The sequence below is a fragment of the Ruegeria sp. CJ2 genome (assembly GCF_056536745.1).
Window position 1 is genome coordinate 29,404 of record NZ_JBQFQF010000016.1, and the last position, 25,772, is coordinate 55,175.

Annotated in this window: 22 protein-coding genes; 17 read left to right on the forward strand and 5 right to left on the reverse strand. The window is 55.7% G+C overall.

The window, feature by feature from the left end:
• Nucleotides 1-11: 11 nt before the first annotated feature.
• From ACR0MS_RS18550 to ACR0MS_RS18565, 4 genes are all read left to right on the forward strand, one after another.
• Nucleotides 12-983, forward strand: coding sequence for an FAD-dependent oxidoreductase (locus tag ACR0MS_RS18550; RefSeq protein WP_480577122.1), 972 nt, complete (start codon nucleotides 12-14; stop codon nucleotides 981-983).
• Nucleotides 908-2,557, forward strand: a complete 1,650-nt coding sequence (locus tag ACR0MS_RS18555; protein ID WP_480577125.1) for a glycine cleavage T C-terminal barrel domain-containing protein — start codon at nucleotides 908-910, stop codon at nucleotides 2,555-2,557. The genes ACR0MS_RS18550 and ACR0MS_RS18555 overlap by 76 nt, the downstream gene beginning before the upstream one ends.
• Complete coding sequence (locus tag ACR0MS_RS18560) at nucleotides 2,550-3,119, forward strand: sarcosine oxidase subunit gamma (RefSeq protein WP_480577128.1); 570 nt, start codon at nucleotides 2,550-2,552, stop codon at nucleotides 3,117-3,119. The genes ACR0MS_RS18555 and ACR0MS_RS18560 overlap by 8 nt, the downstream gene beginning before the upstream one ends.
• Nucleotides 3,120-3,505: 386 nt before the next feature.
• Nucleotides 3,506-4,006, forward strand: coding sequence for a hypothetical protein (locus tag ACR0MS_RS18565; protein WP_480577131.1), 501 nt, complete (start codon nucleotides 3,506-3,508; stop codon nucleotides 4,004-4,006).
• Between the two features lie 3 nt (nucleotides 4,007-4,009).
• On the opposite strand, the gene ACR0MS_RS18570 is transcribed toward ACR0MS_RS18565, so the two are convergent.
• The 4 genes from ACR0MS_RS18570 to ACR0MS_RS18585 all read right to left on the reverse strand — a co-directional run bounded on the left by ACR0MS_RS18570 (nucleotide 4,010) and on the right by ACR0MS_RS18585 (nucleotide 9,057).
• Nucleotides 4,010-6,754: an AsmA family protein gene (locus ACR0MS_RS18570; RefSeq protein WP_480577133.1), complete on the reverse strand. Its 2,745-nt coding sequence runs from the start codon at nucleotides 6,752-6,754 to the stop codon at nucleotides 4,010-4,012.
• Nucleotides 6,755-6,862: 108 nt separating this feature from the next.
• A complete protein-coding gene (locus tag ACR0MS_RS18575) occupies nucleotides 6,863-7,192 on the reverse strand; it encodes a DUF3299 domain-containing protein (protein ID WP_480577137.1) in 330 nt (109 codons plus the stop codon).
• Nucleotides 7,111-7,695 carry a hypothetical protein gene (locus ACR0MS_RS18580; RefSeq protein WP_480577256.1) on the reverse strand — a complete coding sequence of 195 codons (585 nt, stop codon included), beginning with the start codon at nucleotides 7,693-7,695 and terminating at the stop codon, nucleotides 7,111-7,113. The genes ACR0MS_RS18575 and ACR0MS_RS18580 overlap by 82 nt, the downstream gene beginning before the upstream one ends.
• Nucleotides 7,696-9,057 (reverse strand): metal-dependent hydrolase family protein, encoded by a 1,362-nt coding sequence (locus tag ACR0MS_RS18585; protein WP_480577140.1) that lies wholly within the window; start codon nucleotides 9,055-9,057, stop codon nucleotides 7,696-7,698. It lies immediately after the preceding gene.
• Between the two features lie 182 nt (nucleotides 9,058-9,239).
• Here ACR0MS_RS18585 and ACR0MS_RS18590 point away from each other — a divergent pair, with 182 nt between their 5' ends.
• Nucleotides 9,240-10,265 (forward strand): helix-turn-helix domain-containing protein, encoded by a 1,026-nt coding sequence (locus ACR0MS_RS18590; RefSeq protein ID WP_480577143.1) that lies wholly within the window; start codon nucleotides 9,240-9,242, stop codon nucleotides 10,263-10,265.
• Between the two features lie 366 nt (nucleotides 10,266-10,631).
• Here the strand turns inward: ACR0MS_RS18590 and ACR0MS_RS18595 are convergent, their stop codons facing one another.
• Complete coding sequence (locus ACR0MS_RS18595) at nucleotides 10,632-11,285, reverse strand: GntR family transcriptional regulator (RefSeq protein WP_480577146.1); 654 nt, start codon at nucleotides 11,283-11,285, stop codon at nucleotides 10,632-10,634.
• Between ACR0MS_RS18595 and ACR0MS_RS18600 the strand changes: the two genes are divergently transcribed.
• The 12 genes from ACR0MS_RS18600 to ACR0MS_RS18655 all read left to right on the forward strand — a co-directional run bounded on the left by ACR0MS_RS18600 (nucleotide 11,284) and on the right by ACR0MS_RS18655 (nucleotide 25,562).
• Nucleotides 11,284-12,585, forward strand: a complete 1,302-nt coding sequence (locus ACR0MS_RS18600) for a Gfo/Idh/MocA family protein (protein WP_480577150.1) — start codon at nucleotides 11,284-11,286, stop codon at nucleotides 12,583-12,585. The genes ACR0MS_RS18595 and ACR0MS_RS18600 overlap by 2 nt on opposite strands.
• 88 nt (nucleotides 12,586-12,673) lie before the next feature.
• A complete protein-coding gene (locus tag ACR0MS_RS18605) occupies nucleotides 12,674-13,684 on the forward strand; it encodes a sialic acid TRAP transporter substrate-binding protein SiaP (RefSeq protein WP_480577153.1) in 1,011 nt (336 codons plus the stop codon).
• Nucleotides 13,685-13,714: 30 nt separating this feature from the next.
• Complete coding sequence (locus ACR0MS_RS18610; RefSeq protein WP_480577156.1) at nucleotides 13,715-14,290, forward strand: TRAP transporter small permease; 576 nt, start codon at nucleotides 13,715-13,717, stop codon at nucleotides 14,288-14,290.
• Nucleotides 14,287-15,582, forward strand: a complete 1,296-nt coding sequence (locus ACR0MS_RS18615) for a TRAP transporter large permease (protein WP_480577158.1) — start codon at nucleotides 14,287-14,289, stop codon at nucleotides 15,580-15,582. The genes ACR0MS_RS18610 and ACR0MS_RS18615 overlap by 4 nt, the downstream gene beginning before the upstream one ends.
• Nucleotides 15,582-17,471, forward strand: a complete 1,890-nt coding sequence (locus ACR0MS_RS18620; RefSeq protein WP_480577161.1) for a bifunctional sugar phosphate isomerase/epimerase/4-hydroxyphenylpyruvate dioxygenase family protein — start codon at nucleotides 15,582-15,584, stop codon at nucleotides 17,469-17,471. Before ACR0MS_RS18615 ends, ACR0MS_RS18620 begins: the two co-directional genes overlap by 1 nt.
• A gap of 11 nt (nucleotides 17,472-17,482) precedes the next feature.
• Entirely contained in the window at nucleotides 17,483-18,298 is an 816-nt protein-coding gene (locus ACR0MS_RS18625) for a citryl-CoA lyase (protein ID WP_480577253.1), read from the forward strand.
• Nucleotides 18,285-19,475 (forward strand): Gfo/Idh/MocA family protein, encoded by a 1,191-nt coding sequence (locus tag ACR0MS_RS18630; protein WP_480686341.1) that lies wholly within the window; start codon nucleotides 18,285-18,287, stop codon nucleotides 19,473-19,475. Before ACR0MS_RS18625 ends, ACR0MS_RS18630 begins: the two co-directional genes overlap by 14 nt.
• Complete coding sequence (locus ACR0MS_RS18635) at nucleotides 19,465-20,139, forward strand: hypothetical protein (protein ID WP_480577166.1); 675 nt, start codon at nucleotides 19,465-19,467, stop codon at nucleotides 20,137-20,139. The genes ACR0MS_RS18630 and ACR0MS_RS18635 overlap by 11 nt, the downstream gene beginning before the upstream one ends.
• On the forward strand, nucleotides 20,132-21,322 hold the full coding sequence (locus ACR0MS_RS18640; protein ID WP_480577168.1) for a Gfo/Idh/MocA family protein: 1,191 nt from the start codon (nucleotides 20,132-20,134) through the stop codon (nucleotides 21,320-21,322). Before ACR0MS_RS18635 ends, ACR0MS_RS18640 begins: the two co-directional genes overlap by 8 nt.
• A 154-nt stretch (nucleotides 21,323-21,476) precedes the next feature.
• Complete coding sequence (locus ACR0MS_RS18645; RefSeq protein ID WP_480577171.1) at nucleotides 21,477-22,391, forward strand: sugar phosphate isomerase/epimerase family protein; 915 nt, start codon at nucleotides 21,477-21,479, stop codon at nucleotides 22,389-22,391.
• The gene (locus ACR0MS_RS18650) at nucleotides 22,372-23,781 is read left to right on the forward strand and encodes an aldehyde dehydrogenase family protein (RefSeq protein ID WP_480577174.1); all 1,410 of its coding nucleotides are present in this window, start codon (nucleotides 22,372-22,374) and stop codon (nucleotides 23,779-23,781) included. The genes ACR0MS_RS18645 and ACR0MS_RS18650 overlap by 20 nt, the downstream gene beginning before the upstream one ends.
• Nucleotides 23,781-25,562 carry a thiamine pyrophosphate-binding protein gene (locus ACR0MS_RS18655; RefSeq protein ID WP_480577177.1) on the forward strand — a complete coding sequence of 594 codons (1,782 nt, stop codon included), beginning with the start codon at nucleotides 23,781-23,783 and terminating at the stop codon, nucleotides 25,560-25,562. Before ACR0MS_RS18650 ends, ACR0MS_RS18655 begins: the two co-directional genes overlap by 1 nt.
• Nucleotides 25,563-25,772: the final 210 nt, after the last annotated feature.

Below are 25,772 nucleotides of genomic sequence, written 5' to 3' on the forward strand. Positions count from 1 at the left end.
AAGCGGCCGGAATGGGCCGTGGCACCTATCTCGAAGATCCCGATCACTACGAAAAACGCAACGCATTCTGTGACGTATTGGTGATTGGCGGCGGTGTCGCTGGCCTGTCCGCAGCTTTGGCAGCTGGTAGATCTGGAGCAAAGGTCATCCTCGCGGAACAAGACTTTGAGCTGGGTGGCGCGGTTCTGAGTGAACCGGTCGGCGGGGAAGAAGAGGCGTGGGTGGAATCTGTCTTAACAGAGCTTCAATCCATGGAAAACGTCCGAATTCTCACGCGAACGACCGCTTTTGGCGCTTATGACGGGGATGTCTATGGCCTGGTCGAGCGGGTTTCGGATCACCTGAAGGCCCCCGAAAACCATCAAGTTCGTCAACGCTATTGGATGGTGCACGCCGAGCGCTCGATTCTGGCAACCGGCGCTATCGAACGTCCACTGGTTTTTGGCGGCAATGATAAACCTGGTGTGATGCTGGCCAATGCCGCCAGAACCTACCTAAACCGGTTCGCCATTTTGCCCGGAGAGTACGTTGTCGTCTGCACGAATAATGACAGTGCATACGAAACTGCTGCGGAGTTGGCGCGGGCTGGCGCAACCGAAACTCTCGCCGAAATGCGGACTTCTGTGCCCTCCAGCCTGACCCAAGAGGCAACCGACGCGGGGGTTTCAATTTTGATTGGCCGCGCGGTTTTGGAGGCACGTGGAAAGTCGCGCGTTGCGTCCGCAGTTGTAGTTCCAATTGATGCATCGGGGCAGGCATCGGGTGCGCCGAAAACCATACCAGCAGATCTGATCGCAACATCGGGCGGATGGTCTCCGGCGGTTCACCTCTGGAGTCATATCTTCGGCAAGCCGGTCTACAATGAAGAGGCTGCATGTTTTGTTCCGGTTTCGGAAGAGAACCACAAATGCAGGCAGCAGGCACGGCGATGGCTGCAACCTCATTGTCCGAGACAATCGAGCAGGGATTTGATCAGGGCGTAAAAGCTGCACAGGCCACAGGCCACGCAAAAGAATGCGGTGCGTGCCCTGATCACTTCTTGACTGGCGCTTACTGGCAAAGGGGCATCGAACCGATCTGGGCAGTAGTCGGCGCCAATGGAAAATGTCAGGGCAAAGCCTTTGTCGACTTCCAGCATGACGTCAAAATCAGCGACATCGATCAGGCCCACCTCGAAGGCTATGTATCGGTTGAACACCTGAAACGGTACACAACGACGGGGATGGCGACCGACCAGGGCAAGCTTTCTAACGTCAATGCGCTGGCGCGTATGTCAGAGCTTCGGGGTATGAAAATACCGGAAGTCGGAACAACGACCTTCCGACCCCCATTCACGCCAATCTCAATGGCCTCTTTGGTTGGCCACGAACATGGAAAGCATTTCCAACCAACGCGGCTTTCGCCAATACACCACTGGCATGTCGAGAATGGCGCCAAGATGACCGAAGCCGGGGCCTGGATGCGGCCTTGGTACTACGCGGAGGCAGGCGAAGGTCTCGACGAGGCCTATATTAGCGAAGCAACTCATGTGCGCGAGAATGTTGGCATGGTTGATGTCTCGACCCTCGGAAAAATCGCCGTTCAAGGCCCCGACGCAGCCGAATTCTTGAACCGGATGTATGTCAACGGTTGGAAAACGTTGCAGGTCGGACGCTTGCGGTATGGTGTGATGTTGCGTGAAGACGGTTTCGTCATGGACGACGGGGCCACCGCGCGTTTGGGTGAACATGATTACTTCATGTCGACCACGACGGCGAATGCCGCAAAGGTTCTGGCTTTCTCTGAACATCTTCTACAAACCGCCTGGAGAGACCTGAAAGTCCATGTGACCACAGTAACGGATCAATGGGCAGCAATCGCTGTGGCAGGTCCGAAATCCCGTGATTTGTTGTCGAATGTCTTCAAGGGTGCTGATCTGAGCCGTGAAGCTCTGCCCAACAATCACTTTACTTATGCCAAGCTTGATGGCGTTGAGGTACGTATTCATCGGATGTCGTACTCTGGAGAGCTGGCTTATGAGGTGTATATCCCGTCGGGTTATGCGCGCGCAGTTTGGGAAACTCTTCACGAACAAGGTCAGAAGTATCGGATCAAGCCTTACGGCACGGAATCCATGAGCGCGCTCAGGATCGAAAAAGGACACGTTGCCGGGCCGGAACTTGAAGGCCGGACAACGATGAAGGATCTCGGCCTCGAGGCGTTTGCCTCCTCCAAGAAACCCTTTGTTGGTTCAATCTTGCGGAAGCGGCCAGTCTTGGAAGATCCGGAACGTCCAACCCTGGTTGGTCTAGAAATCGACGGTGCTACAGGTGCTAAATCCGGTTCCATTCTCTTTCCGGAGACGGGGGAGACAAAGGGGCATGGCGATGGGTGGGTTTCTTCCACCACCTACTCGCCCGCTCTGGGAAAGAACATCGCCCTTGCCCTGTTGAAAAACGGCTCATCCCGGAAAGGTGAAACTGTCCGCGTGGTGAACTTCGTCGGCAATGAGACACTGACTGCAAAGGTAGTGTCGCACCATTTCTATGACCCAAAAGGAGAGCGGCAAAATGCTTGAGCTTTGTTCCCCCCTCAACACCAAGCTTCAAGCTGGCCGCTTCGGCGCACAGGGCGAGACCGGCATTACGCTGGGCGAACGTCCTGTGCGTGATCTCTGGCAGGTCGCTGGGTGGGGGGATTTTGAAGCGGCGGCCATCGAGATCCTTTCGGATCTTGGTCTGGGCGGACTTGGAAGTTACTCCCTTGCGCGGAAAGCGAAAGGCAGGACCGCATGGCGAATTGCGCCCGACAAAATCCTCATCGAAAATGCCGGGGATTTGTCTGGCCACATGTCCGCTGATCTTGCAACGCTTGATCTTTCACACGCTCGGACGGCGATTTTGCTATCGGGGACTCAGGCTCGTGACGTTCTTTCGCAACTGATAGCGATTGACGTGACAGAGGCTGCGTTTTCTGAAGGGCGGTTTTTGCAAACCGGTATCCATCAGGTGGGCGTGCTCACCCAATGCATGGGGCAAAATGCGTTCGAAATCTATGTCCCTGTCACATGGGCCGAGACTGTCTGGGAAGTTATTTGCGAAAACGCGAAGCCCTTCGGTGTAGAGATTGTCGCCGATTAGGCGAACTTGGACGGCCTTTCCTACTGGGCGGGGCCGATCTTCTATTTTGTGGCATCAACCACGACGAATTGTCAGGAGGCCGACAAGGAAACCGTCGAAATGCGCCTAACCTCGCAATTGAGTTGTGCTGTTCGGTTTTGGATCGAATTCTTCCACGGCTAATGCACTTATGGTTGAGATTTAGTGCGTTCAAGTTGACCGAGCCACGCTGCGACAATCGAAAATTGAGCGCGTATAGTGAACCGTGCAAACTTTTGGGTAAATCGTGCAAACTTATGCGCAAATGCTGTGCAAAATTATGGGCGAAGACGCCCAGATTTTCTGAATAAAATCAATGAAAGGAATGCAGCGTTATGCGCGCACCTACAGACTATGCGGGGCTTTGAATGAGCAAGTTGGCGCTGACAGCAATGGCATTGATCTCCACCGGCGCGGTGTGGGCCGCCGGGATGGAGCGGTGGGGTGAATCCGGGGACTGGACAATCCTGATTGATCCCGAAAAGGGCAACGGCTGTCTCGCGTGGAAGCCCTTTGAAAATGACATGACCGTTGAAATCGGCGCAGCACCCAATCAGGCCGGCGGCTTTTTTGCTGCTTTTAATCCGGCCTGGGTTCAAATCGAGGACGGGGCGACCGGGGTCGTACAGTTCGATTTTGGTGATGCGAGATTCGAAGGCGAAGCGGTGGGTGTCTTCAAGAATGGCGTGCCCGGTGGTTACGCCTTTTTCGACAACCCGGCTTTTGTAACCGAGTTTGGAAAACGCCAAAGCGTTACGATTATAGGTGAAAGTGGGGCCGAGGTGGAACTCGACCTCAGCGGGTCTGCCAAAGCAATTGAGGCCGTCCTGACGTGTCAGGCCGAACAGCCGGAACCACTGAAGAATTAAGTATTATTGCAATTGATTGATGTCCGGCACACAGGGTTGCCTGTCGGCAGGCATAGCATCAGCGCCTTCAGGGGCCTTGTTTCTCGACCCGCCCACATCCAGCTTAAACTTTGGTGACGAAAGCGGGCCCGTCACATCAAAAGGCCAAGCGCTTCGGGATAGGGGTTTGCCAACGCGCCGCGGCTCCGCTCTTATTGCTATCGTATCGTTCAGCCAATCCACTTGCCCTCTTGCAACCAATTGAACCGATCCTGTTTCGATGACGATGGAGTTTGAATTGACCCGCCCGGCTTGGATATCAACCGGGGCAACCACGCAAGTGATGTCGGTGTAGCCTTGTCTGAACTCCTCTGAAAACAGCCAGGGGAAAATGCCCAGCCCGGCTAACTCCAGCAAACTGGTACTGATGTAGCCCTGCGACATCGACAAAGACGCGTTGCCGCGCATGGAATTGATGAAGGCCTTGCCCGAGGCGGTACTGCCAGAAACGTTGAACTCACCGCTCAAACGTCCATAGGCATCAATTCCGATTCCCAGCTCATCCAAGATTTCGCCGAATTCCCATCCCGAGGTCGATCCCGACAATGAAAGCCAATCAGGAGAGTCAATCAGATCCATGACCGCCCGCAAGCTGAAGTTTCCACCGCCATAAGCCATCTGAAGAGGTCCGAAATCCACAGTTCCGTCTTTGGCAGACAATTGACTTGAAACAGACGTTACTCCTTGCTGGCCCACAATCTCTTTGAATTCGATCTGTACCTCAACGTCAGCTTCTCGCAGCACGCGCTGCACATCCAGAAGATCGGCAGGTTTCCCTTTTTCCTTTGGCAATACCAAGGGCTGGACGTCTGTCTCCTTCGGTAAAACCAAAGGTTGAACTTCGGCTTCAGGTTCCTTCGTGGTCTCGCCGACCAAGCTTTTCAGTTGGTCCAACACGGCAGCCAGGTTCTTAAGGTCGTTCAGATCGAGCCCTTCGCTCGTGATGTTGCCCCGAACAACAGTAGCGCCCTCGGGGAAATTTGCGTCCAAAGCCGCAAGAAGATGCGAGGACCCTGCTTCGAACTGGATTGCGGCATCAAAGTCCTCGCCCTGTTTGGAGGTTTCAGCATCGATAGCCAGTGATCCGATCTCGACAGGTTGCAGATTCACTGCGGTTAGAAACTCGGCGCTGTCGTCGACGTCCAATTTCACGTCGAAATCGAGACCGGCAAGCCCTTTGAGCTCGTTGACAGATAGTGCGAGATCAAGCGCCCAGAGAACGGTGTCGTAAGCAGTCGCGTTAAACCTGTTGAGTGAAACCGGCCCGCCCGCATTGGATATGTTGAAATCGGCTTTGATGCCGCCGAATTGGTCAACATAGTCTTCATCTAGGTTAGGCAAAATCAACTTGGCGGGTCCGTTCAGCACACCATCGAATGTTACGTCCTGAAGCTGAAGCAGATCGAGGATTTCACCTTCGGCTTTCAGGACAGGTTCTTCAGTTGGACCGGCTTGCAGCGCTATGCCCAGCATGGCGAGCCGGCCGTCTGGCATGCGGCGAATGCTTTCGATTGAGGCTGGGCCGATGACGTCCAGCCCCTGGTCAAATGCATTGGTTTGGAACAGCAACTTCTCGAATTCGAAGGAAGCCAGCGATCCGACCATATGCATTTCAAAGCCAGTGAATTTGAGTTCCTGGATACTTTTCGCTGCTGGCGGCGGCTGTCCTTCGGGATGAAGCCGCGCGTTGAAAAGCAGATCGACACCTTGAGCGGTATAGAGGTCATCTATTGAACCTTCGGCTTCGAGTTTCTGCCCATCTTCCAGGCTTACTGTGGTTGTAAACGCCTCGATCTTCAGAGCGTCCTGAGACACGAGTTCTGCTTGCAACTGACCATTGCCTTCCAGAACGCGCTCCAGCCCGATGACATCTAGAAAATCACCGAATTCTCCGGTGTCCATCTCCAATACAGCTCGATAGCCACCCCCTTCGTCTGCCGAGAAGGGCTCACCATCGTAGCTCACGGTCATTTCTCCAAAACTGGCCCGCGTCGTAAATGGCGCGCCGTGAGGGTAGTCGCCTTCGATTTCGAAACCCTGACCGTTGACGGAGCCGAAACCAGAGACCTTTGATCTTTGCCCATTGTCTACTTGTTCGAGCGCGAGTGACTGAAGGTCAAACACAAACGAGAAGCCCGAGACCTTGTCGTCGATGTTTAACCCGATTGACCTGAAACTGACGTTCTTGTCGCTCAGGAAGTTCAGGATTCCGCTGCCTTCTGTGTCGTTCTCATTGGTATTATCAGCGCTCGCGACGTCTTTTGGACCATCCGCTGATACAGTTTCCTCGGACACTGGTTTGGGTGTTGGCCTGTCTTTTCGCCAGCTTGTGGTGCCGTTTTCGGCTGTAAGAATATTTGCTTGGAGCGCTTCCACGACGAGATTGTCAAAATGCAGACGTCCGTTGGTCAAAGCGACAATATCCAACTCCAATTCCAACCGGTTCAATTCTACAAGGGGTGACTCCGGCATCGTCAGGCTCGGGATGACCACCCCTCCGACGTAGATGTGGCTAATGCGGCCAAGCGCGACGCTTACGTCATCGTTGACTAGAAGTGGACGACCAATTTGTTCCGAAAGAACTCTTTCCACAAGGTCGCGCCGCATGTCCGAGAACATCGGAGCAGCAAGCAACAACCAAACAAACGCAATTGCTGCGAATGCGAGAAGTGCAACAAGCCCAATTATCCTAAATAGCCAAACCCTCATGCGCTCCCCTATCGCCGCTTTCGCCGTTCAGTCTCTCACAACCAGATATTCGGCCCTCCTAACTGAACGCCCCTTCTGAACCATATGCAGGTCAGTTGGGCCGTGTCACTATTCGCCTTTGATAGCCCCGCCAGTTGCTTTGATCCTTCCCATCAGCACACTTGCCTTATTGGTTGCAGCCTCTTCGGAAGTCTTGGTTGGTCCAAAAGTCTGAACGTCATCGACCTCCAAGGTAAACCCAGCCTTCATGAGGACAGGACCGTCAACAACCAGCATTTCCTTCTGCGTCGGGTCGATCCTGATTTGACCAGTTACAACGATGGGTTCGTAGACGGTCGATGGCGCCCAGGAATCACTCAGGCGCAAACGCACCATCTGGTTTGGTGGCGGAGGCGGTACGTGGCTGCACATTCCACGTTCCGGCACGATATATGCCATTTGGGAGCCATCTTCGTCGGGGGTGCCGGGATCACAAATCCGCCCAATGAAACGGTTGCACCATCATAATCAAGGTTAGCGGCCGTGCCCGCCTGCTCACGTCTTTCCATCACAACCCAGCGTTGGGAAATCAGCCAGTCCGCATCAACGCCTTCCTCAGCAAGGTTTGCTTCGGTCGCCTCGATATCCAGTTTAGTCTGATCCAACAGCTCTGGCGTCGACCCGCCTTTTTCTTGCTGTGCACGCAACCGGACCAATTTGCGAAGCGCGTTAAGCTGTTTGCCCGTCAATTCGACGAAAGGATCTTCATAATCCTGAGCGGTTTCATCGACCAAGTCTGCCCATTCGATACGTGAGCCTTCCGAATGAACCGGCAAAGCCAAGAAATACGCGAGAACCGTTGGAGCAAAAGTCAGTTTGGCTCGATTTCTCACTTTAATAGGCTCCCATTTGTAAAGCTGGGGATGCGCGGGATGCCGAGGTAAATTCACCCAGCGCGACACTCAATCGAGTGTATTCTTGTAGATCACACCATCTTTCATGATCAGGTCGATATTGTTGGTGTAGTCGACCAGGATCTCGGCATCTTCGACCGGGTTACCTTCAACAAGCAGCAGATCGGCATAAGCTCCCTGTTGAATCACGCCCAGCGGGCCAGCTTTGTAGGGGTTGAGTTCTCCTGACAGTGCTAGAAGTGCTGCCGATTTAGACGTGGCCTGTTGTAGGATTTCGTGTGAAGTCCACGCCTCCAGCCGGTATTTGAACTCGTCATTCTGCTTGGCCAGAGCCACCGGGTCACCGATGATATCGGTCGAGAATGCGACGTTTTCGATCTCATACTCTTTCAACAGTTTCATCTGATTGCGCGCACCTGCCTGAACATCAAGGAATTTGGGTGCTGCCGCAGGTCCAAGCGCCTTCTTGATAACTTCCTCATCAAGCCCAAGCAGAGAATAAAACGGGACAATCCAGGCGCCAGAATCCTTGATGGCCTGCGCTGATACTTCAGTCATCAGTTGCCCATGTTCTATGCTGATGACGCCCGCTTCCAGTGACCGCAGGATCGAGTCGTCGTTATAGGCGTGGACCATCACATACGTCCCCCAATCGGCGGCTGCGCGAACCGATGCCTCCAACTCTTCCGGCAATCCCTGAACGGTGTGCAACGGATCAACTGAAGATGACACACCACCGCCTGCCATTACCTTGATCTGCACCGCGCCCATGCGCAGGGCTTCGCGCGTTGCCCGCAAAACCTCGGGGACGCCATCGGCCAGGAACTCGACATGCTGGTTGAAGAAAGACGGCTGCGCCCCCATGAAGTTCGGATGGGGTTCGGTATAGACCCGATGCTCGCCATGTCCGGAAGTCTGCGAGATGACCGGCCCTGATGCGTAAATCCTTGGCCCCACGGCCTTGCCGCGATCTATAGCTTTTTGCAGACCAATTGCCGGGCCACCCGCATCCCGAACGGTTGTAAAACCACGCAGCAGCATTTTCTCAGCTTCAATTGTGGAAACCGCGCCCCAGTACATCCAGTCGAAGTTGTCCCTCAGGTCCGCGACAGGCTCGGTGATTGCCATATGCACGTGGGCATCGATCAAGCCCGGCATCAGCGTTCGACCTCCACCGTCAATAATCTGGGCATTGGCAACGGCCAGCGGTTCCGCTGATACTTCTGCGATCAGGTTGTCCACGACCAGGACGTTTGCGTTCTCAATTCGCTGTTCATCGACACCGTTAAACACGTGGACGTTGGTAAAGAGGATCGGAAACTTTTCTTCCTGCGCAGAACCTTGGCCCGCGATTGCCAGGCTTGCAGAAAAGGCTGTCATGGCCACCATGTGTTTGAATTTCGGCGTCATCGAGGTTCTCCAAATGCGAATCACAGATGTATATTTCCGAATGTGATTTTAGAGTGATTGCCGGATATTGCCTGACAGCATGACAGGCTTTGCCAAATTAACTTGGCATTCTGCAAGCTTTTGGCACCTTTTTGTGTGCTTGCTGTCTTTCTGTCGTTACCTTCATGATATTTGAGGGCGACATGGACGCATTTGACCAAAACACAAAGAAGGCTTTGCCGTTGGTTCGGGCATCGGTTGCTGCACCCGTTGTAGCTGCTTTGCGTGGCGCCGGTGTTGAACCGGCTTTCGTTCTAGACCCTCTGGGCGTGAGCGAATCCCACGTGATGGATCGCCAGAATTTCCTGCCACACGAGACGATTTATAAAATCCATCAAGCCGCTGCTGACGCAACATCACCGGACTTCTGCGCGCAAGTTGGTCAATCAATTGACCTTGTTCGGTTTCTGCCTCTTGGTGACATGTTGGCCGAGGCGTTGACGCTGGGCGACTTCTTTACGCGCTACACTCAAGCCGTCTCGAAAGAATCCAATGCGGTCACGCAATCGCTGCTTGTGGAAGGAGAGCACGCTTATTTCAGTGCCAAGCGGAAATTCACGATTTCGGTCTCACCCGGACAGACCGACGCATTTCTGGCGAGCATCTGGATATCATTACTGCACCGGGTTCTGGATTTTAGGTGGGACCCGAGCCAGATCATCTTACGGGTCAGCGAACCTGACGTGCTGCCCAAGCATTTTCATGGTGTTCAAGCCATCAAGTGCAGTCCACAGGGCTTTTCGATCCGGTTTCCCTCAACCTGGCTGAGCCATCAGTTGCTCTCGGAAACATTGGAAAACCCGTCAGATATGACAGGCGCTACCCCCGACCAGTATGCGCCTCAAGATTTCTTAGCCGGGCTTCAGGGCCTGATCCGGATTCATCTTGGCGAGCCGGGATTTGGAGTAGACGAACTGGCACGTCTATGCGGTTTCCACCGGGAGACATTGAACAATCGGCTGGCCCCTTACGGGCAATCAGCCTCTCAGGTGATATCTGGTGTCAAACTGGAAGAGGCAAAGAAACTGCTGGGTCCGGCAGGGAAGTCCGTTGGTGAGACCGCACTGCGGCTTGGCTACGCAGACCCCACTGCGTTTTCGAGGGCCTTTCGAAAATGGTCTGGAATGTCGCCGTCAGCTTATAGGAATTTGGTGAAAGGGCGGGCCTGACCATCTCGGTGCCAATGCTGATTTAAGTGCACTTTTGATTGCGGGATAACGCTTTTAACTGACTGGCTTGCACGGCAATTACCAGAAATTGAACGAGTTCCTTCAACAGTGCAGAGTTAGGGGCAAATCGTGCAAGCTTATGCGCAAAAACCGCGCAAAATTATAGGCGAACACACGTGAATTTCCTGAATGAAATCAACGGAAAGAAAGCATTGTTATGCGCGTCCCTACTGACTGTGTGCCGTTATTGAAAACTATGAATAACCTGGGTTTTTCAAAACCACGCGGCGATTTCAATCAAGAGAGGTCGGAACTGGCTGTGCAGTTCCAAGTTGAGTGTTCTGGCGGTCTCGGTCGCTGTGAATGTCACATAGCCTCCAACGTATGCTCGAGGCCATTTCGAATGTGATCTTCCAACAGCCTCTTGGCGGTGTCAGCGTCTCTGGCTAGCGCAGCATCGAACATGCCCTTGTGCTCCTTGACGGCCTCTTCGCCGCGATAGGTTAGTACGAGCATCTGATACCGCAGGTACTTGTCGTAGATGATCGAGTGCAGAGACAGAAGGTTCTTGGAGTTGCAGGCCGCGATCATCGCTTGATGAAACTCCCAATCATATCGTTTCCAGGTTTCTTTCTCGGACTCGTCGCCCTTGAGAAGCTGCTGTTCCATCAGGTGCAGTTTGTGGTGTGCGGCAACCAGGTTGCCTTCCCAATCCGTGTCGCCGTTCGCAATGGACAACTCCAACGCGTGGCATTCCAACAGGACACGCAGCTCTGATATCTCGGTCAGGTCTTCTCGTGAAACCGGCGTGACCAGGAAACCCCGTTGCTCGGGAGCTTCGACAAATCCGTCGCTGGCGAGCCTGTTCAGCGTTTCACGAAGTGTCGAAAGGCTTGCCGAGTAGCGTTCCTTCAAGGCGTCCAGCTTCAGTTTGGAGCCGGGTTGCAGCTCCCCGAAGATGATGTCCCGCTTGATGCGCTGATAGGTGCTTGCACCTATCGTAGACGGCTGTTTCGCCATGCGTTTCACCCGATATTATCAGTTTCCTCGTTCAATTAACATTTTTCAGAGACATCAGCAATCCAAACTGATGTATGGTAAAAATAAAAATATCATACATTATTGCGGAATCGCAAAAACCCCAATACGGTCGTGGCCAAATTGGGCAAAGCAGCACGATCTCAATCATCGGTTTCGGTATTGTCCGGACCCTCCGGAAGGAAGCAAAGTGTCTAAGAACTTTCGCATTGCCATTGTCGGCATTGGTCTTGTTGGACGCCGCCACGCGGACGCTATCCGAGCGTTGCGCCATGTTGATCTCGTCGCGGTGGTCGACCCCAGCGATGAAGGTCGTGCTTACGCCGCTGAGCATGCGGTCGCATGTTACGAGACCCTCGAGGATATGTTTGCACATCAGACGCCGGACGGAGCTGTTCTTGCCACCCCGACCACGCTTCATGTTGAACAAGGCCTCACGTGTGTTCGACATGGGTGTCCTGTTCTTGTCGAAAAACCGATCGCTGTAGAAGCCACCGCTGCACTTGAGCTTGTTCAAGCAGCGGAGCAGGCCAATGTGCCACTGATGGTCGGACATCATCGCAGACACAATCCTCTGATCCGGTCGGCTAAGGAAGCCATTGTCGATGGGAAGATTGGAGATGTGCGCGCTGTCCATGCGAATTGCTGGTTCTATAAGCCAGACGAGTATTTTGATGCTGCGCCCTGGAGAAAGAAACCCGGTGCAGGGCCCATCTCTGTCAATCTTGTCCACGATGTGGATCTGCTGCGGTATTTGGCCGGAGAAGTTGTGACCGTTCAGGCTCAGTCGGCCTCATCGCAGCGGGGTTACGACAACGAAGATGTTGCCGGGGCGCTTTTGACGTTCGAAAGCGGAGCGATAGGGACCATAAGTGTGTCCGATAGCATCGTCGCTCCGTGGAGCTGGGAGATGACGTCTCGGGAATATCCAATCTATCCTTCAACCACTGAGAGTAGCTACATGATAGGCGGCTCTCATGGTTCGTTGTCCGTTCCCGATCTTCGATTGTGGAGTTACCAGAGTGAGCAAAGGGATTGGTGGACGCCAATCTCATCAACCGCGCTGAAGAAGGGTGCGTCTGACCCTCTGGTCAATCAACTCAGGCACTTTGTTGAAGTCGCCCGGCACGAAGCAGTGCCGATTGTGTCTGGATGGGAAGGTTTCAGAACGCTTCAAGTTATTGAAGCTATTCAGAATTCCTGCAGGACTGGCGAGACTGTCAGGATAAGAAATCTTCAGGAAACGCAGCAACAGAGATTGCAGGTAATGAAAAATATCTGATATTTTGTAAAAAATCTTGCAAAATGTCCAAAATAGGTCAAAGCTCAGAATCGGAAAAATGCATCATGATGTCTCAGGGAGGAGCAAAGTGATTACCAAACTTACCCGCCGGGCTGCTGTATCAGCCCTGGTTGCAACCGGTGTTCTGTTTAGCGCAACAAGTGGTGCGCTGGCGGACGACAAAGTCCAACTTCGCCTCGCAACATCAGGTTCCGAGACCGACCAGCGCTCGGTCGCCATGGCCGAGGTTTTCGCACCCATGGTCGCTGATTTCGCAAGCTACGAACCCAGCTATAACGGAACCATCTTCGCCCAAGGCACCGAATTGGACGCCATCAGCCGGGGTAACCTGGAAATGTCGATCACCTCGGCGCAGGAACTGGCTCAGTTCTTCCCCGAGTTTTCGATCTTTACCGCAGGCTATGTCCATCAGGACGCCGCGCATCAGGTGGCCGTCTTCAACGATCCCTTGATGGATGCTTTCAAGCAAAAGGCCGAAGAAGAGCTGGGCGTCAAACTGCTGTCGGTCATGTATCTGGGCCGTCGTCAGGTGAACCTGCGCCAACCCAAGGATGAACTGACCGTCAGCACCCCGGCTGATCTGGAGGGTGTGAACCTGCGGATGCCGGGCACAGATGCGTGGCAGTTCCTTGGCAAAGCGCTGGGTGCCGCCCCGACACCAATGGCGTTCTCAGAGGTCTACACAGCGCTGTCGACCGGTGCCGTTGACGGTCAGGACAACCCGCTGCCGACCGTGGTCGATGCCAAGTTTTATGAAGTGACCAATCAGATCGTCCTGACATCGCACTTGGTCGACTTGAACTACATCGCCATCGGCAAAGAGGTTTGGGACGGGCTGACACCGGAACAGCAAGCCAAGGTTCAGGAAGCTGCGGACGCAGCGGCTGAATCAGGCCGTCAGAAGCAACTTCAGAAAGAAGAGGATCTTGTCAGCTTCCTGAAAGAGCAGGGCATGGAGATCTACGAACCCGATCTCGCGGCGTTCCGCGATCAGGTACAGTCTATGTATCTGGATAGCGAGTTCGCAGGCTCATGGCCCGAAGGCGTTCTGGATCAAATCAACGCTCTGGGTAACTGAGCCTAGTAAGGCAAGGGAGGGAGAACCATAATGAAAGCCTTTATCAAGGGGTTCTCCCGACTGACCGAAGCGATTGCCGGCGGGATGCTGGCGGCAATCTTCCTGATCTTCCTATTGCAAATTCTCTTGCGCTACTTCTTTACCCCCGCTGGCTGGACGCTTGAACTGATTGGCATCCTCTGGGTCTGGGTGATCTTCTTTAGTTGTGCCTTCATCGTGCGCGAACGGGATCACGTGAAGTTCGACATCATCTATCTTTCGGTACCGATGCGCGTGCGGCAGGTCTTTGCGATGCTGGCGGCCGCAGCAATTGTGGTCGGGATGCTCTACAGCTTCCTGCCGACGTGGGACTACATCGACTGGATGAAAATTCGCAAAACCTCGACGGTGCGCAACCCGTTCTCGGGTGAAAAGATACCGCTGCGCACCGTGTTCTCAATTTATGCGGTGTTCATGCTGGTCGTGGCCGCGCGGTATGGATGGCTGTTCTTTGACATCCTGCGTAATGGCCCACCAAAGACAGAGCTGGAACTGGTCGTTGGGTACAACGTGGTTGACGACCACCCCCGTGTCGACGTCGAAAAGGACGAGGAAGTTAAGAAATGAGTTTTGAACTTCTTTCCTGCCTGCTCGCTCTCTTTCTTCTGGCAGGCATCGGGACACCTATCGGCTATTCCATCCTTTTGGCCTCATTAGTGTACCTGGGCACGGCCGGACTGGACGTCGCCCTCGCGGGCGAGAAGATCCTGCAAGGCTTTTACAAAAGCACGATCCTGCTTGCCGTGCCTTTGTTCATCGTTGCCGCGAATATCATGAATGCGGGGTCGATCACGGACCGCCTGCTGAACTTCTGCGTCGCTGCTGTCGGTCGGTTCAAGGGCGGCCTCGGGCACGTCAACGTGGTCGCGTCGTTGATTTTCTCCGGCATGTCCGGCTCTGCCGTCGCAGATGCTGCGGGGATCGGCAAGATCATCATTGAGATGATGACCAAGGATGGCCGCTACAGCCGAGGTTATGCTGCTGCGATTACCGCGGCGTCGGCGACCATCGGCCCGATCATTCCGCCCTCGATCCCAATGGTTCTGTATGCGCTGGTCTCAAAGGCGTCTATCGGGTCGCTGTTCCTGGCAGGGATTCTGCCGGGCCTGATCATGGGCGTCGTCCTCATGGCGATGAACTACTATCTGGCCGGAAAGCGGAACTTTGCATTGGAAGAACCTGTTCCGCTGCGTGAATTGCCGGCAAAAACCGCCAACGCGTTCCCGGCACTGCTGATGCCCGCAATCCTGCTGTACGGCATATATGGTGGTGTCACCACGCCGACCGAGGCTGCAGCCGTGGCTGCATTTTACGCCCTGCTACTGGCCGCGCTGTTCTACCGCGCACTGACCTTCCGTGGCCTTTATCAAGTGTTCGTCGACAGCGCGCGCTCCTCCGCCGCCGTCGGGGTGGTCATTGGCGGCGCGTTCATTCTGAACTTCATCGTCATTCAGGAGCAAATACCGCAGTCCATCTCGGCCCTGTTGGAGGGTTCGGATGTCAGCCCGATTGTGTTCCTGATCCTGGTTAACCTGCTGATCCTCGCGCTGGGGTGCGTGCTAGACGCAACAACGATCATTCTGGTGATCGTGCCGCTGTTCATTCCAACCTGCGAAGCGCTTGGGGTTGATCTGGTGCATTTCGGGGTGCTGGTCGTCGTGAACTCGATGATCGGTCTGATCACACCGCCCTATGGTATTCTACTCTTTGTGATCAACGCCGTGACGGACATTCCGCTGCGCGAAATCATCTCGGAAATTTGGGCCTTCCTCGCGGTTCTCATCTTCGCCTTGGTGATCATGATGCTGATGCCGGATCTGGTCCTGTGGTTGCCGCGTATGTTTGGATATCAGGGATAATGTGCCTGTCGGTTTCGACAACGTCGATCCCCGGTGACCTGGCGGAGAAACTTCATGCCATCGCTGACGCGGGGTTCGGGGGTGTCGAATTACACGAACCGGATTTGACCGCTTTTGACGGACCGCCATCGCAAGTTCGCGAGATTGCATCGGACCTCGGCCTGAAGATTTGCCTGCTACAACCCTTCCATAACCTTGAAGGTCAGGCCGACGCTGGACGGGAGCGTGCCTTTGATCGGCTGAAACGCAAACTCGACCTGATGAGCGAGCTGGGAACGGAATTGCTGCTCATTGGGTCTGCCTTCGAGGTCGATGCGGCTGTGACCGAAGATCAGGTCATCGCAGATCTTGGCGAGGCGGCCCAGATCGCGAAAGAGATGGGGGTGCGTCTGGCCTATATGGGTTTGCCTTGGTCGGATCTTATTCACTCGGATGAACAGGCGTTAGGCGTGGTCGAAGCCATCGGCAGCCCTCATCTGGGGTTGGCTTTGAATTCCTTCTTCTCGCTTGCCGACGGGTCCAAACCCGCCCGCCTTCGGGACATTCCCGGAGAGCGGCTGTTCCATGTGCAACTGTCCGATGCACCGCGACTTGAGATGGATATACGTCGGCTCAAACGGCACTTCGGGCTTTTGCCCGGTCTTGGATCGCTGAACCTTGCAGGCTTTGTGCGGGTGTTGTCCCGCGCCGGATACAAAGGGCCTTGGTCCATCGCGCGCGTCAACGAAGCAGCGCCGCAACCTGGCGGCCGCACACTGGCCCGAGACAGCTACAGGTCGCTGGTGAACCTTTTGGATGAGGTGTCGCGGACCGAGCCGGGAGCTGGATTCGGCATCCCGGACCTGCCGGAACGCGTCTATGCGTCAGGCTTTGAATTCGTCGAATTTACAGCCGACGAGGTAAGCGGCGCGCAACTGGCAGATATGTTGTCAGCAATGTGTTTTCGAATGGAGAGAAAACACGTCACCAAGTCCGTCGAACTGTGGCGGCAGGGCGCGATAAACATCGTTGTGAATACCGAAAAGGAAGGCTTCGCACATTCGGCGTTCCTGGGTCACGGCCCCTCCGTTTGCGACATGGGGTTGCGTGTCAAAGATGCGGATCAAACGGTTCAGCGGGCGACCGCGTTGGGCGCGCCGAATTTCTCACAGCCGGTGGGGACCGGGGAACTGGACATCCCGGCCATCCGAGGTGTTGGTGGCAATGTTGTCCATTTCATTGATGAGAAATCTGATCTGCATCGGGTATGGGACATTGAGTTCGAGCCGGTTGCGAAAACCAAAGCCACCCAACCTGCCGGTCTGCGTCGTATCGACCATCTGGCGCAGACGATGCGTCACGATGAGATGCAAAGCTGGCTGCTCTACTACATTTCGACGTTCGAGATGGCAAAATCCCCTATCGTGAACGTCGCCGACCCGTCTGGTGTCGTGCAAAGCCAGGCTATCGAAAGTCCCGAAGGCGAAGTGCGCCTGAACCTGAACGGGGCCGTAGGGCGCCGAACTCTGGCGGCATCATTCCTTGAAGATGGCTTTGGGGCTGGTGTTCAGCACATTGCCTTCCAGTCGGATGATATTTTTGAAACCTCGGAGCAATTGCGCAATTCCGGCTTTCCCAGCCTGTCCATTCCGGAAAACTACTACGCCGATCTGCAAGCGACTTTCGGGTTGGATGAAGATCTGATCGACCAAATGCGCCGGGGCAACATACTTTATGACCGGGCGGTGGGTGCCGAGTATTTTCAGATCTACAGCCGCCCCATCTTCAACGGCTTCTTCTTCGAAATAGTTGAACGTCGCATGGGCTATGCCGGTTACGGTGCGCGTAACGCACCCATTCGCCTCGCCGCGCAAAGCAAAACCCATGCGGTGAAAGAGGTGCAGACGTAATGACCACACAGATGACAAGCGATGAGCGCGCCGTTCGCCAATGGTGGCGCACCTCGATCATCGACATGAAACCCGGACAGATCGCATTTCGTGGCAACGCGATAGAGGACCTGATCGGGAACGTATCATTCCCGCAGATGATCTGGCTGATGGTGCGGGGTGATCTGCCCAGCGACGCGCAAGCGCGCCTGTTCGAGGCGGCTTTGGTCGCAGGCGTGGATCACGGCCCGCAAGCCCCCTCGATTGCGGCTGCGCGGATGGCTGCCACCTGCGGGGTAGGTCTCAATAATGCGATGGCGACTGCGGTGAACATGCTGGGCGACGTGCACGGCGGGGCAGGAGAGCAGTGTGCAGAGCTGTACTATGATATCGCAGCTCGCATGGATTGCGGAGCATCGTTGAATGACGCAGTGAAGGACGGTCTGGACAGCTGGCGCGGGGCCTACGGCAAGATCGTCTCGGGCTTTGGTCACAGATTCCACAAACCCGTCGACCCACGCGCACCACGATTGATGCAACTTGTTCGAGATGCGGCGGCCGAAGGCACAGTTTCTGGCCGGTTTGCCGATATCGGAGAAGAGGTTCAGGCCGAACTCGGTCGTCAACGCGGCGGTCGGCCAATTGCCATGAATATCGACGGCGCGACTGCCGTGATCTTCTGCGAGCTTGGCTTTCCTGCGCCTTTGTCGCGTGGGTTGTTCTGCCTGTCCCGCTCGGTCGGAATACTCGCCCACGCCTGGGAGCAGATGGGCCAAGGCGGTCGGAACAAGGGGCCGATGCCCCCAAATTACTTACCCCTCTACGAAGACAGGAATGATGACAGGTGAGACATCGAAATCCTTCCGGGTCGGCCTTATCGGTTGTGGTCGTATCAGCGATATCTATCTAAAGACACTATCCAAATTCTTAAACGTCGAGGTCGTGGCTTGCGCAAGCCTCGATCCTTTGGAAAGCCGTGCCAAAGCGGATCAATACGGTGTCGCCAGGGCTTGCACGCCAGATGAGGTGTTTGACGATCCGACGATAGACTGCGTTCTGAATCTGACAATTCCAGCGGCGCATGCGGAAATCAGTTTGCGTGCGTTGGAGGCGGGCAAGCACGTCTATTCCGAAAAGCCGCTGGTCATGAACCGAACGGACGGTAAGGCGATCCTGCACATGGCCTCTGAAAAGGGATTACTGGTCGGTTGCGCCCCCGACACATTTCTGGGCGGTCGCTGGCAGACCGTTCGGCGCCTGATCGACGAGGGTGCCATTGGCAAACCGACAGGGGTTTTTGCCCATGTCGGAACGCACGGGACGGAACGCCATCATCCCAACCCGGATTTCTACTATCAGGCCGGGGGCGGGCCCTTGCTGGACCTTGGGCCGTATTATCTGACCGCCATGATATTTTGCCTTGGGCAAATTGACCGGGTTGCGGGAATGGCTCGGCGCACATTCGACAAAAGGATGATCGAAAATGGCCCTCGCAACGGCGAATGGATGGATGTCGAAGTCGACACGCATTCCCTAAGCCTGCTGCAATTCTCATCCGGAGCTATAGGGTCGATGACCATGAGCTTCGACGTCTGGGACAGCGAAACTCCGCGGTTCGAGATCTATGGTGAAAACGGCACCATCAGCATCCCTGACCCTGACCCGGTTCATGGAGCCAACATCTTTCAGGGCGATGTCTGGCTGAAAACGCGAGAGACCTCGCGCTGGTCTCATCAGCCGCGCCCAACCGGTCGCGAAGACTGGCAGGTTGTGGAAAACAAACACGGGTTCAATGAAGATAGCCGCGGGCTCGGTCTTTTGGATCTGGCTCTGGCGGCGCAAGTAGGACGCCAACCCCGTGCAAGTGGAGCGCTTGCCTACCACGTTTTCGAGGTCATGGACGCGATCGAACGGGCACCGAAATTTGGCGCCTATCAGACGATAGAAAGCCGTTGCGCGGCTCCGAAGCCTTTGCCGGTCGATTTCCTTGATGATGAGAGAAAGGAATTGGTTCATGCCGATTGAGACACTCGACTTTGCTCAGCCATTCTTTCGCGTCCAGCACATCGCTGGCGAGCGCAGGATTTCTATCGAGGGTCGCGCCATCGTCCTTAACCTTGGGGGGCGAGACCTTTCGGTCGAAGATCAGGCCGTTGCGCCGCTTTCGTCCGTTATCGTACAAGATGGCTCTCTCAAAGGTGTGGAGCGCGCAGTCATTGTCCACGGTTTTGACGTCCATGCCGATGACGACGCGTTGTTCGCACAGGTGAAAGAGACATGGCCATCTGCTTTTGATATCCGCCAAGAGGAGCGTTTGCGCGGTGTCAGCCACTACATGTCGCCAAAGGTCTTCGTGGGTAACGTTGGACTTACCATGTACCATTCCGGCTCGGTGCCGCTGAATGTCGGATTGCACAAGGATCATCCGTTCTGCCCGGTACCGGGGTTCCGCGAAGTGCATACGCAAATCGTGGGCTTCGGTAAGATGCAGCAATGCCGTGAGCGGGATGTTGAAACCCTTTACCTCGAAGAATTCATGGCCCCCGGCACGACGCACAGGCCGATGTATGACGCTGAAGGCAACTATCCCTGGCATCAATACGAGACGATTACCCCCAGCATCTTCATGGCGGTGGAAATGCTGCCGGAAGGTGTCCGGGTCCCGGAAATGGAGGTTCAGAATGGCTGAGAGACTTTTACCCGAAGACCTGAACTTTGACGGTCTTTTCCCCCGCTTGTCTCGCCGTTTGCGTCTGGGCGTTGTTGGCGGTGGACGTATTTCAGTCACGCAGGCAACGGCAGCGCGGATGACCGACCGGTGGGAGGTCGCCGCAGGCGCTCTCAGTTCAGATGCCGCTCGTAGCATGGCGCGCGGGGCCGAGTGGTTCCTGCCGTCAGACAGATGCTATGCGTCGTTCGAGGAGATGGCGCGGACCGAGGCGGCGCGGCCGGATGGCGTAGATGCCGTCATGATCACGACCCCGAACCACGTTCATTTCGGCGCGGCGAAGGCGTTTCTGGAGGCGGGCATTGACGTGCTGTGCGACAAGCCCCTGACCAACGAAGTCGCCGAGGCCGAGGGGCTTGAGGAAATCGCCGCACGCACGGGACAGATCTTTGCCGTCGGCTATGCGATGTCGTGCTTTCCGGTCATCCGTCAGGCCAAACAAATCGTAGCGGAAAGCGGCATCGGTAAAATTAACCAAATCCACGTCGAGTTCTTGCAAGACTGGATGACGCCCGAAGATGTCGCCGATGCGCCGCATGTCAAATGGCGGCTGGACCCAAAGATTTCTGGCCCGACCAGTTGTGTCGGCGATATCGGCACCCATGCCGCGCATCTCGCCAGTCTTGTCTCGGGCCTGCCTTTGACCGACCTACGGGCCGAGTTTCATGTCTGCGGCGCGCCAAAGCCCTTGGAAGACACGGTGTTCATGTTCACCCGCTACCAAAACGAGGTTCCGGGAACCCTGATGGCGACACGCCTAGCCCCGGGAAATCGGGGTGGGTTGCGGTTGCGGATATTCGGGAGCGAAGGAGGTCTCGAGTGGGATTTGGAGAATTCGGAACGGCTGAAGTTCAATCGGTTCGGTGAGCCGGATCGTATCATCAGCCGAGGTCACGGGCATGGTATCGGACCCGGCGCAGAACGTCTGATCCGGACCGCGCGCGGCTTCCCCGAGGGGATTATCGAAGCTTGGGCCAACCTCTATACGGAATTTGCCATGGCCGTAGCCGCGCGTCGGGATGGCGTCACTGTTCCGGCCGATTGGCTGACCTATCCCAGTGTCGAACAAGGCGCAGACGGTGTCCGATTCATTGACGCCTCTGTGCGCTCTCATCAGTCCGGAGGGGGCTGGGTCACTCTTTAAGGCTTTGCCAACACGAGTGCAAAACACGCCCGGGTCGTTGCCCGGGCGTTTTCATTTCCTTCTCAGCATTTAAAGTTGATATTTTAAAAAATATCAGATATTTTTTATAACATGTGATGAATTTGAGATTCGCAGACACGTGGAGCTGTCGTTCATGGCGAAACCCGAAGAGGTTGGCGCAAGCCCCTCTCTCTATTCCTTGGCGCATCTGACGCTGATTGGCGCTACGCCGCCCGAGTTGGTCTATATCGCCGCGCGGGCCGGTTACGATGCCGTCAGCCCCCGCTTCATTCCGATGCATGTGCCCGGTGAATTCACTCAATCCCCGATCGACAAGGCACAGGTGCAGGCCACCAAAACGGCTCTTTCTACGACCGGCTTGAAAGTCCTCGATGTCGAGCTTGCGCGTATCACCGAAGATGTCGATCCGCGTAGTTTTGAGCGCTCGCTGGAGATCGGCGGAGAACTGGGCGCCAAACGCATGATCATGAGCGCGTGGACGAACACCCGCGATGATCGTGATTTTCTGATCGACGTCTATTCCGAAACCTGCGAGTTGGCCGCACCCTATGGTTTGACGGTGGACCTTGAATTCCCAAGCTTCTCTCGCTTGCGCACTCTGGATGAGGCGCTAGATATCGTGCGTGCCTCCGATCAGCCCAACGGCGGTATTCTGGTCGATACGCTTTACCTGCACCTTAGCCGCGTGGATCTGGGAGAGCTCTTGCACGTCCCCTCGGACCTGTTCCACTTCCTGCACATCTCTGATTGTCTACCCGGCATCGCCGATACGCGTGAGGGCATGATCCAACTGGCCCGCGATGCGCGGCTATATCCCGGTGAGGGATGGATCGATTTCACCGGCATTATCGAACGGATGCCGCCCGTCGATTATTCCATCGAATTGCCCAACCAAAGCCGCGTTGCCGAGTTGGGATATGAAGAACACGCGCGTCGCTGTCTCAGCCACGCCAAGCGGACATTCGGCGCGGCGCGATCTCAGCGTCGTATGCCCGATGCAGCAATTCCAAAACACCAAGAGGATCATCATGGGCAAAGAGCTCACTGAAAACGACCGTAACATGGCGGCCGATATGCTGGCGCGTGCCCGCGCTGCCATGACCGAGATCGAGGATTGGGATCAGGACAGGCTGGACCGACTGTCTCAGGCCATTGCGTGGTACGCAGGGAATGAGAAAACATTCACCCGCCTGGCCCAGCAAGGCGTGGACGAAAGCGGTATCGGAGATCGCGAAGGACGCCCTGCGAAGCGTTTCAAGATTCACATGGTGCTGCGAGATGTCTTGCGCACACCCTCGACGGGTATCGTCGAGGTGGATGAGGAAAAAGGTCTGGTGAAATATGCCAAACCTGCCGGTGTGATCGCCTCCCTGATCCCAATGACTAACCCAGCAATGACACCACCGGTGACCGGTGTTTCCGCCGCAAACGCCCGGAATGCCGTAATCTTCAGCCCGCACCCGCGAACCGCCCATACCACCTTTGAGATGGTCGAGGTTATGCGCGCAGCTTGTCGTGCTGCCGGTGCCCCCGAGGACCTGTTCCAGTCGATCCGCAAACCGTCGATCCCGTTGACGCAACATCTGATGGAGATCTGCGACCTGACGCTGGCAACGGGTGGCAAGCCGATGGTCAAAGCAGCTTACAGTTCCGGGCGCCCGGCCTATGGCGTCGGCGCGGGCAATTCGTCCATCGTCATCGATGAAACCGCCGATCTGGACATCGCCGCGCAGAACACTCGGATTTCGAAGACGTCCGACTTTGGTTCGGGTTGTTCGGCCGATGGCAACATCATCATCCAGCGCTCAGTTTACGACGATATGGTCAAGGCGCTTCAAGCCGAGGGCGGCTACCTTTGTTCGGATGAAGAGAAGGCCATGCTCGAAGCGGCCATGTGGGATGAAAAGGGTAACCGCACGTTTCCGACCATTGCCTGCCCGCCGCAGCAAACGGCCAAGGTCGCTGGTTTTAGCATCTCCGAAGATCGCAAATTCCTTATGGTTGAAAATCAGGGGCAAATCGGGCCGCAGCACAAGTTCTCCAAGGAAAAACTGACCACGCTGATGGCGCTTTATCACTTCGAAACGTTCGATGATGCGCTGGAAACGGTCGGCCAGATCTACAACACCGGGGGCAAGGGCCATTCCTGCGGCATCTACAGCCACAATGACGACCACATCGACCGGTTGGCGCGTCTGGCTCCGGTCAGCCGCATGATGGTGCGGCAGCCTCAGTCCAAGGCCAATGCGGGTGCTTGGACCAATGGCATGCCTATGACCAGCAGCCTGGGCTGCGGCATCTGGGGTGGCAACATCACCAACGAAAACGTCACCATGAAACACATGATGAACTACACCTGGGTCAGTCGTCCGATCCCTGAGGATCGCCCCTCGGAACCGGACCTGTTCGGTGAGTTCTACGGACAGGAGGTCGCGTGATGGATGGAGCGAAACTGGACGGCAAAACCGTTGCCGAACATATCGTTGACTTTCTCGAACGCCGTGAGGTCAAGCACGTTTTCGGCCTGTGCGGGCACACGAACATTGCGGTTCTGGCTGCGCTGGCGGAAAGTCCCATCGATTTCGTCACAGTACGACACGAACAAATCGCCAGCCACGCGGCGGATGCATATGCCCGTGTGACGGGCAAGGCCTCGGTGGTGCTGTCCCACCTCTCCCCGGGACTGACCAATTGCGCCACCGGGGTCGCAAATGCCGCGCTGGACTGTATCCCGATGGTCGTGATCGCGGGCGATATTCCTACGCATTATTATGGTAAACACCCGCATCAGGAGGTGAACCTGCACGCGGACGCTGCCCAGTGGGAGATCTATCGCCCCTTCGTCAAACGTGCCTGGCGGGTAGATCGGGCAGACCTGATGGCCGAAATTCTGGAAAAGGCGTTTCATCTTGCTGAAAGCGGCCAGCCCGGGCCGGTACTGGTCAACGTGCCGATGGACATCTTCTCCGAGGTGATCCCTTCGGATAGTTTCGACCGCATCCGCGACAACACGCGCGCGCTCAAGAAACCGTCGATTGACGACGAGACAGCGCGAGAGATTGTCGAAGCGTTGGCTAAAGCCGAAAACCCAGTCGCTTATGTCGGTGGTGGTATCCTTCTGGCACAGGCCAGCGAGGAGTTGCGAGAATTTGTTGAACATATGGGCCTTCCAGTCGCGCATTCCCTGATGGGTAAAGGCGCGTTGCGAGACGACCACCCGCTTGTGCTTGGAATGACCGGGTTTTGGGGTACGGAACTGGTCAACCAGTCCTGCCTGAATGCGGACTACATCTTTGCCGTGGGCACCCGGTTCAAAGAGGCCGATTGTTCCAGCTGGTACCCCGGCTACACGTTCAACATTCCCGGATCGAAGGTCATCCATATCGACATCGAACCGCAGGAAATCGGCCGTAATTATCCCACCGAGATCGGAGTCGTTGCGGACGCCAAGGCCGCATTGCGCGTCCTCAACCGAGTGGCCCGCGAGATGTATCCGGACGTCTTCAAGCGCCCCGCGCTGGAACAGAAGATCGCTGGCTTCCGAACGGATTTCAAAGCGCGCAACGTGGACATGGCGACTTCATCGGCCTTTCCAATGATGCCCGAGCGTATTCTGGCAGATACCCGCAAGGCACTGCCCGAGGATGCCATCATCACCACGGACGTTGGGTGGAACAAGAACGGAGTCGGACAGCAATTCGATATTCTGACCCCCGGCTCGATCCTGACCCCGGGCGGGTTCGCGACGATGGGTTTTGGCCCGCCGGGTGCGATCGGCGCAAAACTGGCAGCACCTGATCGCATTGTCCTCAGTCTGGTGGGCGATGGGGGCTTCGGTCAAAACCCGTCGATGCTGGCAACGGCCGTCGAACTCGATCTGGGCATTATCTGGCTGGTCATGAACAACAATGCCTTCGGAACCATAGCAGGTCTGCAAAAGGCGCATTATGGTCTGACTTATGGAACCACGTTCCCCGGATCAGCCGCCGCACCCGCAAACGGACCGGGCTATGCCGACATAGCGCGAGCCTACGGCGCGGAAGGGCACAGACTCAGCGCTGCTGACGAGTTGTTGCCTGCATTGGAAGCGGCAATCGCCAGTGGCAAGCCAACCGTGCTGGATGTGCCAATGATTAACAACCCGACGCCAACGACCGGACATTGGAACATCCTCGACATCTATTCACCGGACAAAGACGTTTCTCACGTCGCGACCTAAACTGTCTGCGCGAGGCACACTCCGCAAGGGAAGTGCTTCGCGCGGACCTGACCTGATTTCATGTTCGCTAATGTGATTGGAGAAACGCCAATCGGCCTTGTCAGTAGCGGGTTGAGCGGTGAGTTGATTCAACCGCCCCGCAAGTGCTTAATAAACATCATAAAGCTGCCTATTCTTGTTCGGCCGTTCAGGTGTGAAATTAAATATATG

What these genes read in the sequence shown, in the direction of transcription:
- ACR0MS_RS18560 (WP_480577128.1), top strand. Translation starts at nt 2,550, where the DNA reads ATGCTTGAGCTTTGTTCCCCCCTCAACACCAAGCTTCAAGCTGGCCGC.
- ACR0MS_RS18550 (WP_480577122.1), top strand. Translation starts at nt 12, where the DNA reads ATGGGCCGTGGCACCTATCTCGAAGATCCCGATCACTACGAAAAACGC.
- ACR0MS_RS18600 (WP_480577150.1), top strand. Translation starts at nt 11,284, where the DNA reads ATGCGTTTCACCCGATATTATCAGTTTCCTCGTTCAATTAACATTTTT.
- ACR0MS_RS18620 (WP_480577161.1), top strand. Translation starts at nt 15,582, where the DNA reads ATGTGCCTGTCGGTTTCGACAACGTCGATCCCCGGTGACCTGGCGGAG.
- ACR0MS_RS18555 (WP_480577125.1), top strand. Translation starts at nt 908, where the DNA reads ATGCAGGCAGCAGGCACGGCGATGGCTGCAACCTCATTGTCCGAGACA.
- ACR0MS_RS18635 (WP_480577166.1), top strand. Translation starts at nt 19,465, where the DNA reads ATGCCGATTGAGACACTCGACTTTGCTCAGCCATTCTTTCGCGTCCAG.
- ACR0MS_RS18590 (WP_480577143.1), top strand. Translation starts at nt 9,240, where the DNA reads ATGGACGCATTTGACCAAAACACAAAGAAGGCTTTGCCGTTGGTTCGG.
- ACR0MS_RS18575 (WP_480577137.1), bottom strand. Translation starts at nt 7,192, where the DNA reads ATGGCATATATCGTGCCGGAACGTGGAATGTGCAGCCACGTACCGCCT.
- ACR0MS_RS18655 (WP_480577177.1), top strand. Translation starts at nt 23,781, where the DNA reads ATGGATGGAGCGAAACTGGACGGCAAAACCGTTGCCGAACATATCGTT.
- ACR0MS_RS18565 (WP_480577131.1), top strand. Translation starts at nt 3,506, where the DNA reads ATGAGCAAGTTGGCGCTGACAGCAATGGCATTGATCTCCACCGGCGCG.
- ACR0MS_RS18645 (WP_480577171.1), top strand. Translation starts at nt 21,477, where the DNA reads ATGGCGAAACCCGAAGAGGTTGGCGCAAGCCCCTCTCTCTATTCCTTG.
- ACR0MS_RS18610 (WP_480577156.1), top strand. Translation starts at nt 13,715, where the DNA reads ATGAAAGCCTTTATCAAGGGGTTCTCCCGACTGACCGAAGCGATTGCC.
- ACR0MS_RS18615 (WP_480577158.1), top strand. Translation starts at nt 14,287, where the DNA reads ATGAGTTTTGAACTTCTTTCCTGCCTGCTCGCTCTCTTTCTTCTGGCA.
- ACR0MS_RS18585 (WP_480577140.1), bottom strand. Translation starts at nt 9,057, where the DNA reads ATGACGCCGAAATTCAAACACATGGTGGCCATGACAGCCTTTTCTGCA.
- ACR0MS_RS18630 (WP_480686341.1), top strand. Translation starts at nt 18,285, where the DNA reads ATGATGACAGGTGAGACATCGAAATCCTTCCGGGTCGGCCTTATCGGT.
- ACR0MS_RS18640 (WP_480577168.1), top strand. Translation starts at nt 20,132, where the DNA reads ATGGCTGAGAGACTTTTACCCGAAGACCTGAACTTTGACGGTCTTTTC.
- ACR0MS_RS18650 (WP_480577174.1), top strand. Translation starts at nt 22,372, where the DNA reads ATGGGCAAAGAGCTCACTGAAAACGACCGTAACATGGCGGCCGATATG.
- ACR0MS_RS18595 (WP_480577146.1), bottom strand. Translation starts at nt 11,285, where the DNA reads ATGGCGAAACAGCCGTCTACGATAGGTGCAAGCACCTATCAGCGCATC.
- ACR0MS_RS18570 (WP_480577133.1), bottom strand. Translation starts at nt 6,754, where the DNA reads ATGAGGGTTTGGCTATTTAGGATAATTGGGCTTGTTGCACTTCTCGCA.
- ACR0MS_RS18625 (WP_480577253.1), top strand. Translation starts at nt 17,483, where the DNA reads ATGACAAGCGATGAGCGCGCCGTTCGCCAATGGTGGCGCACCTCGATC.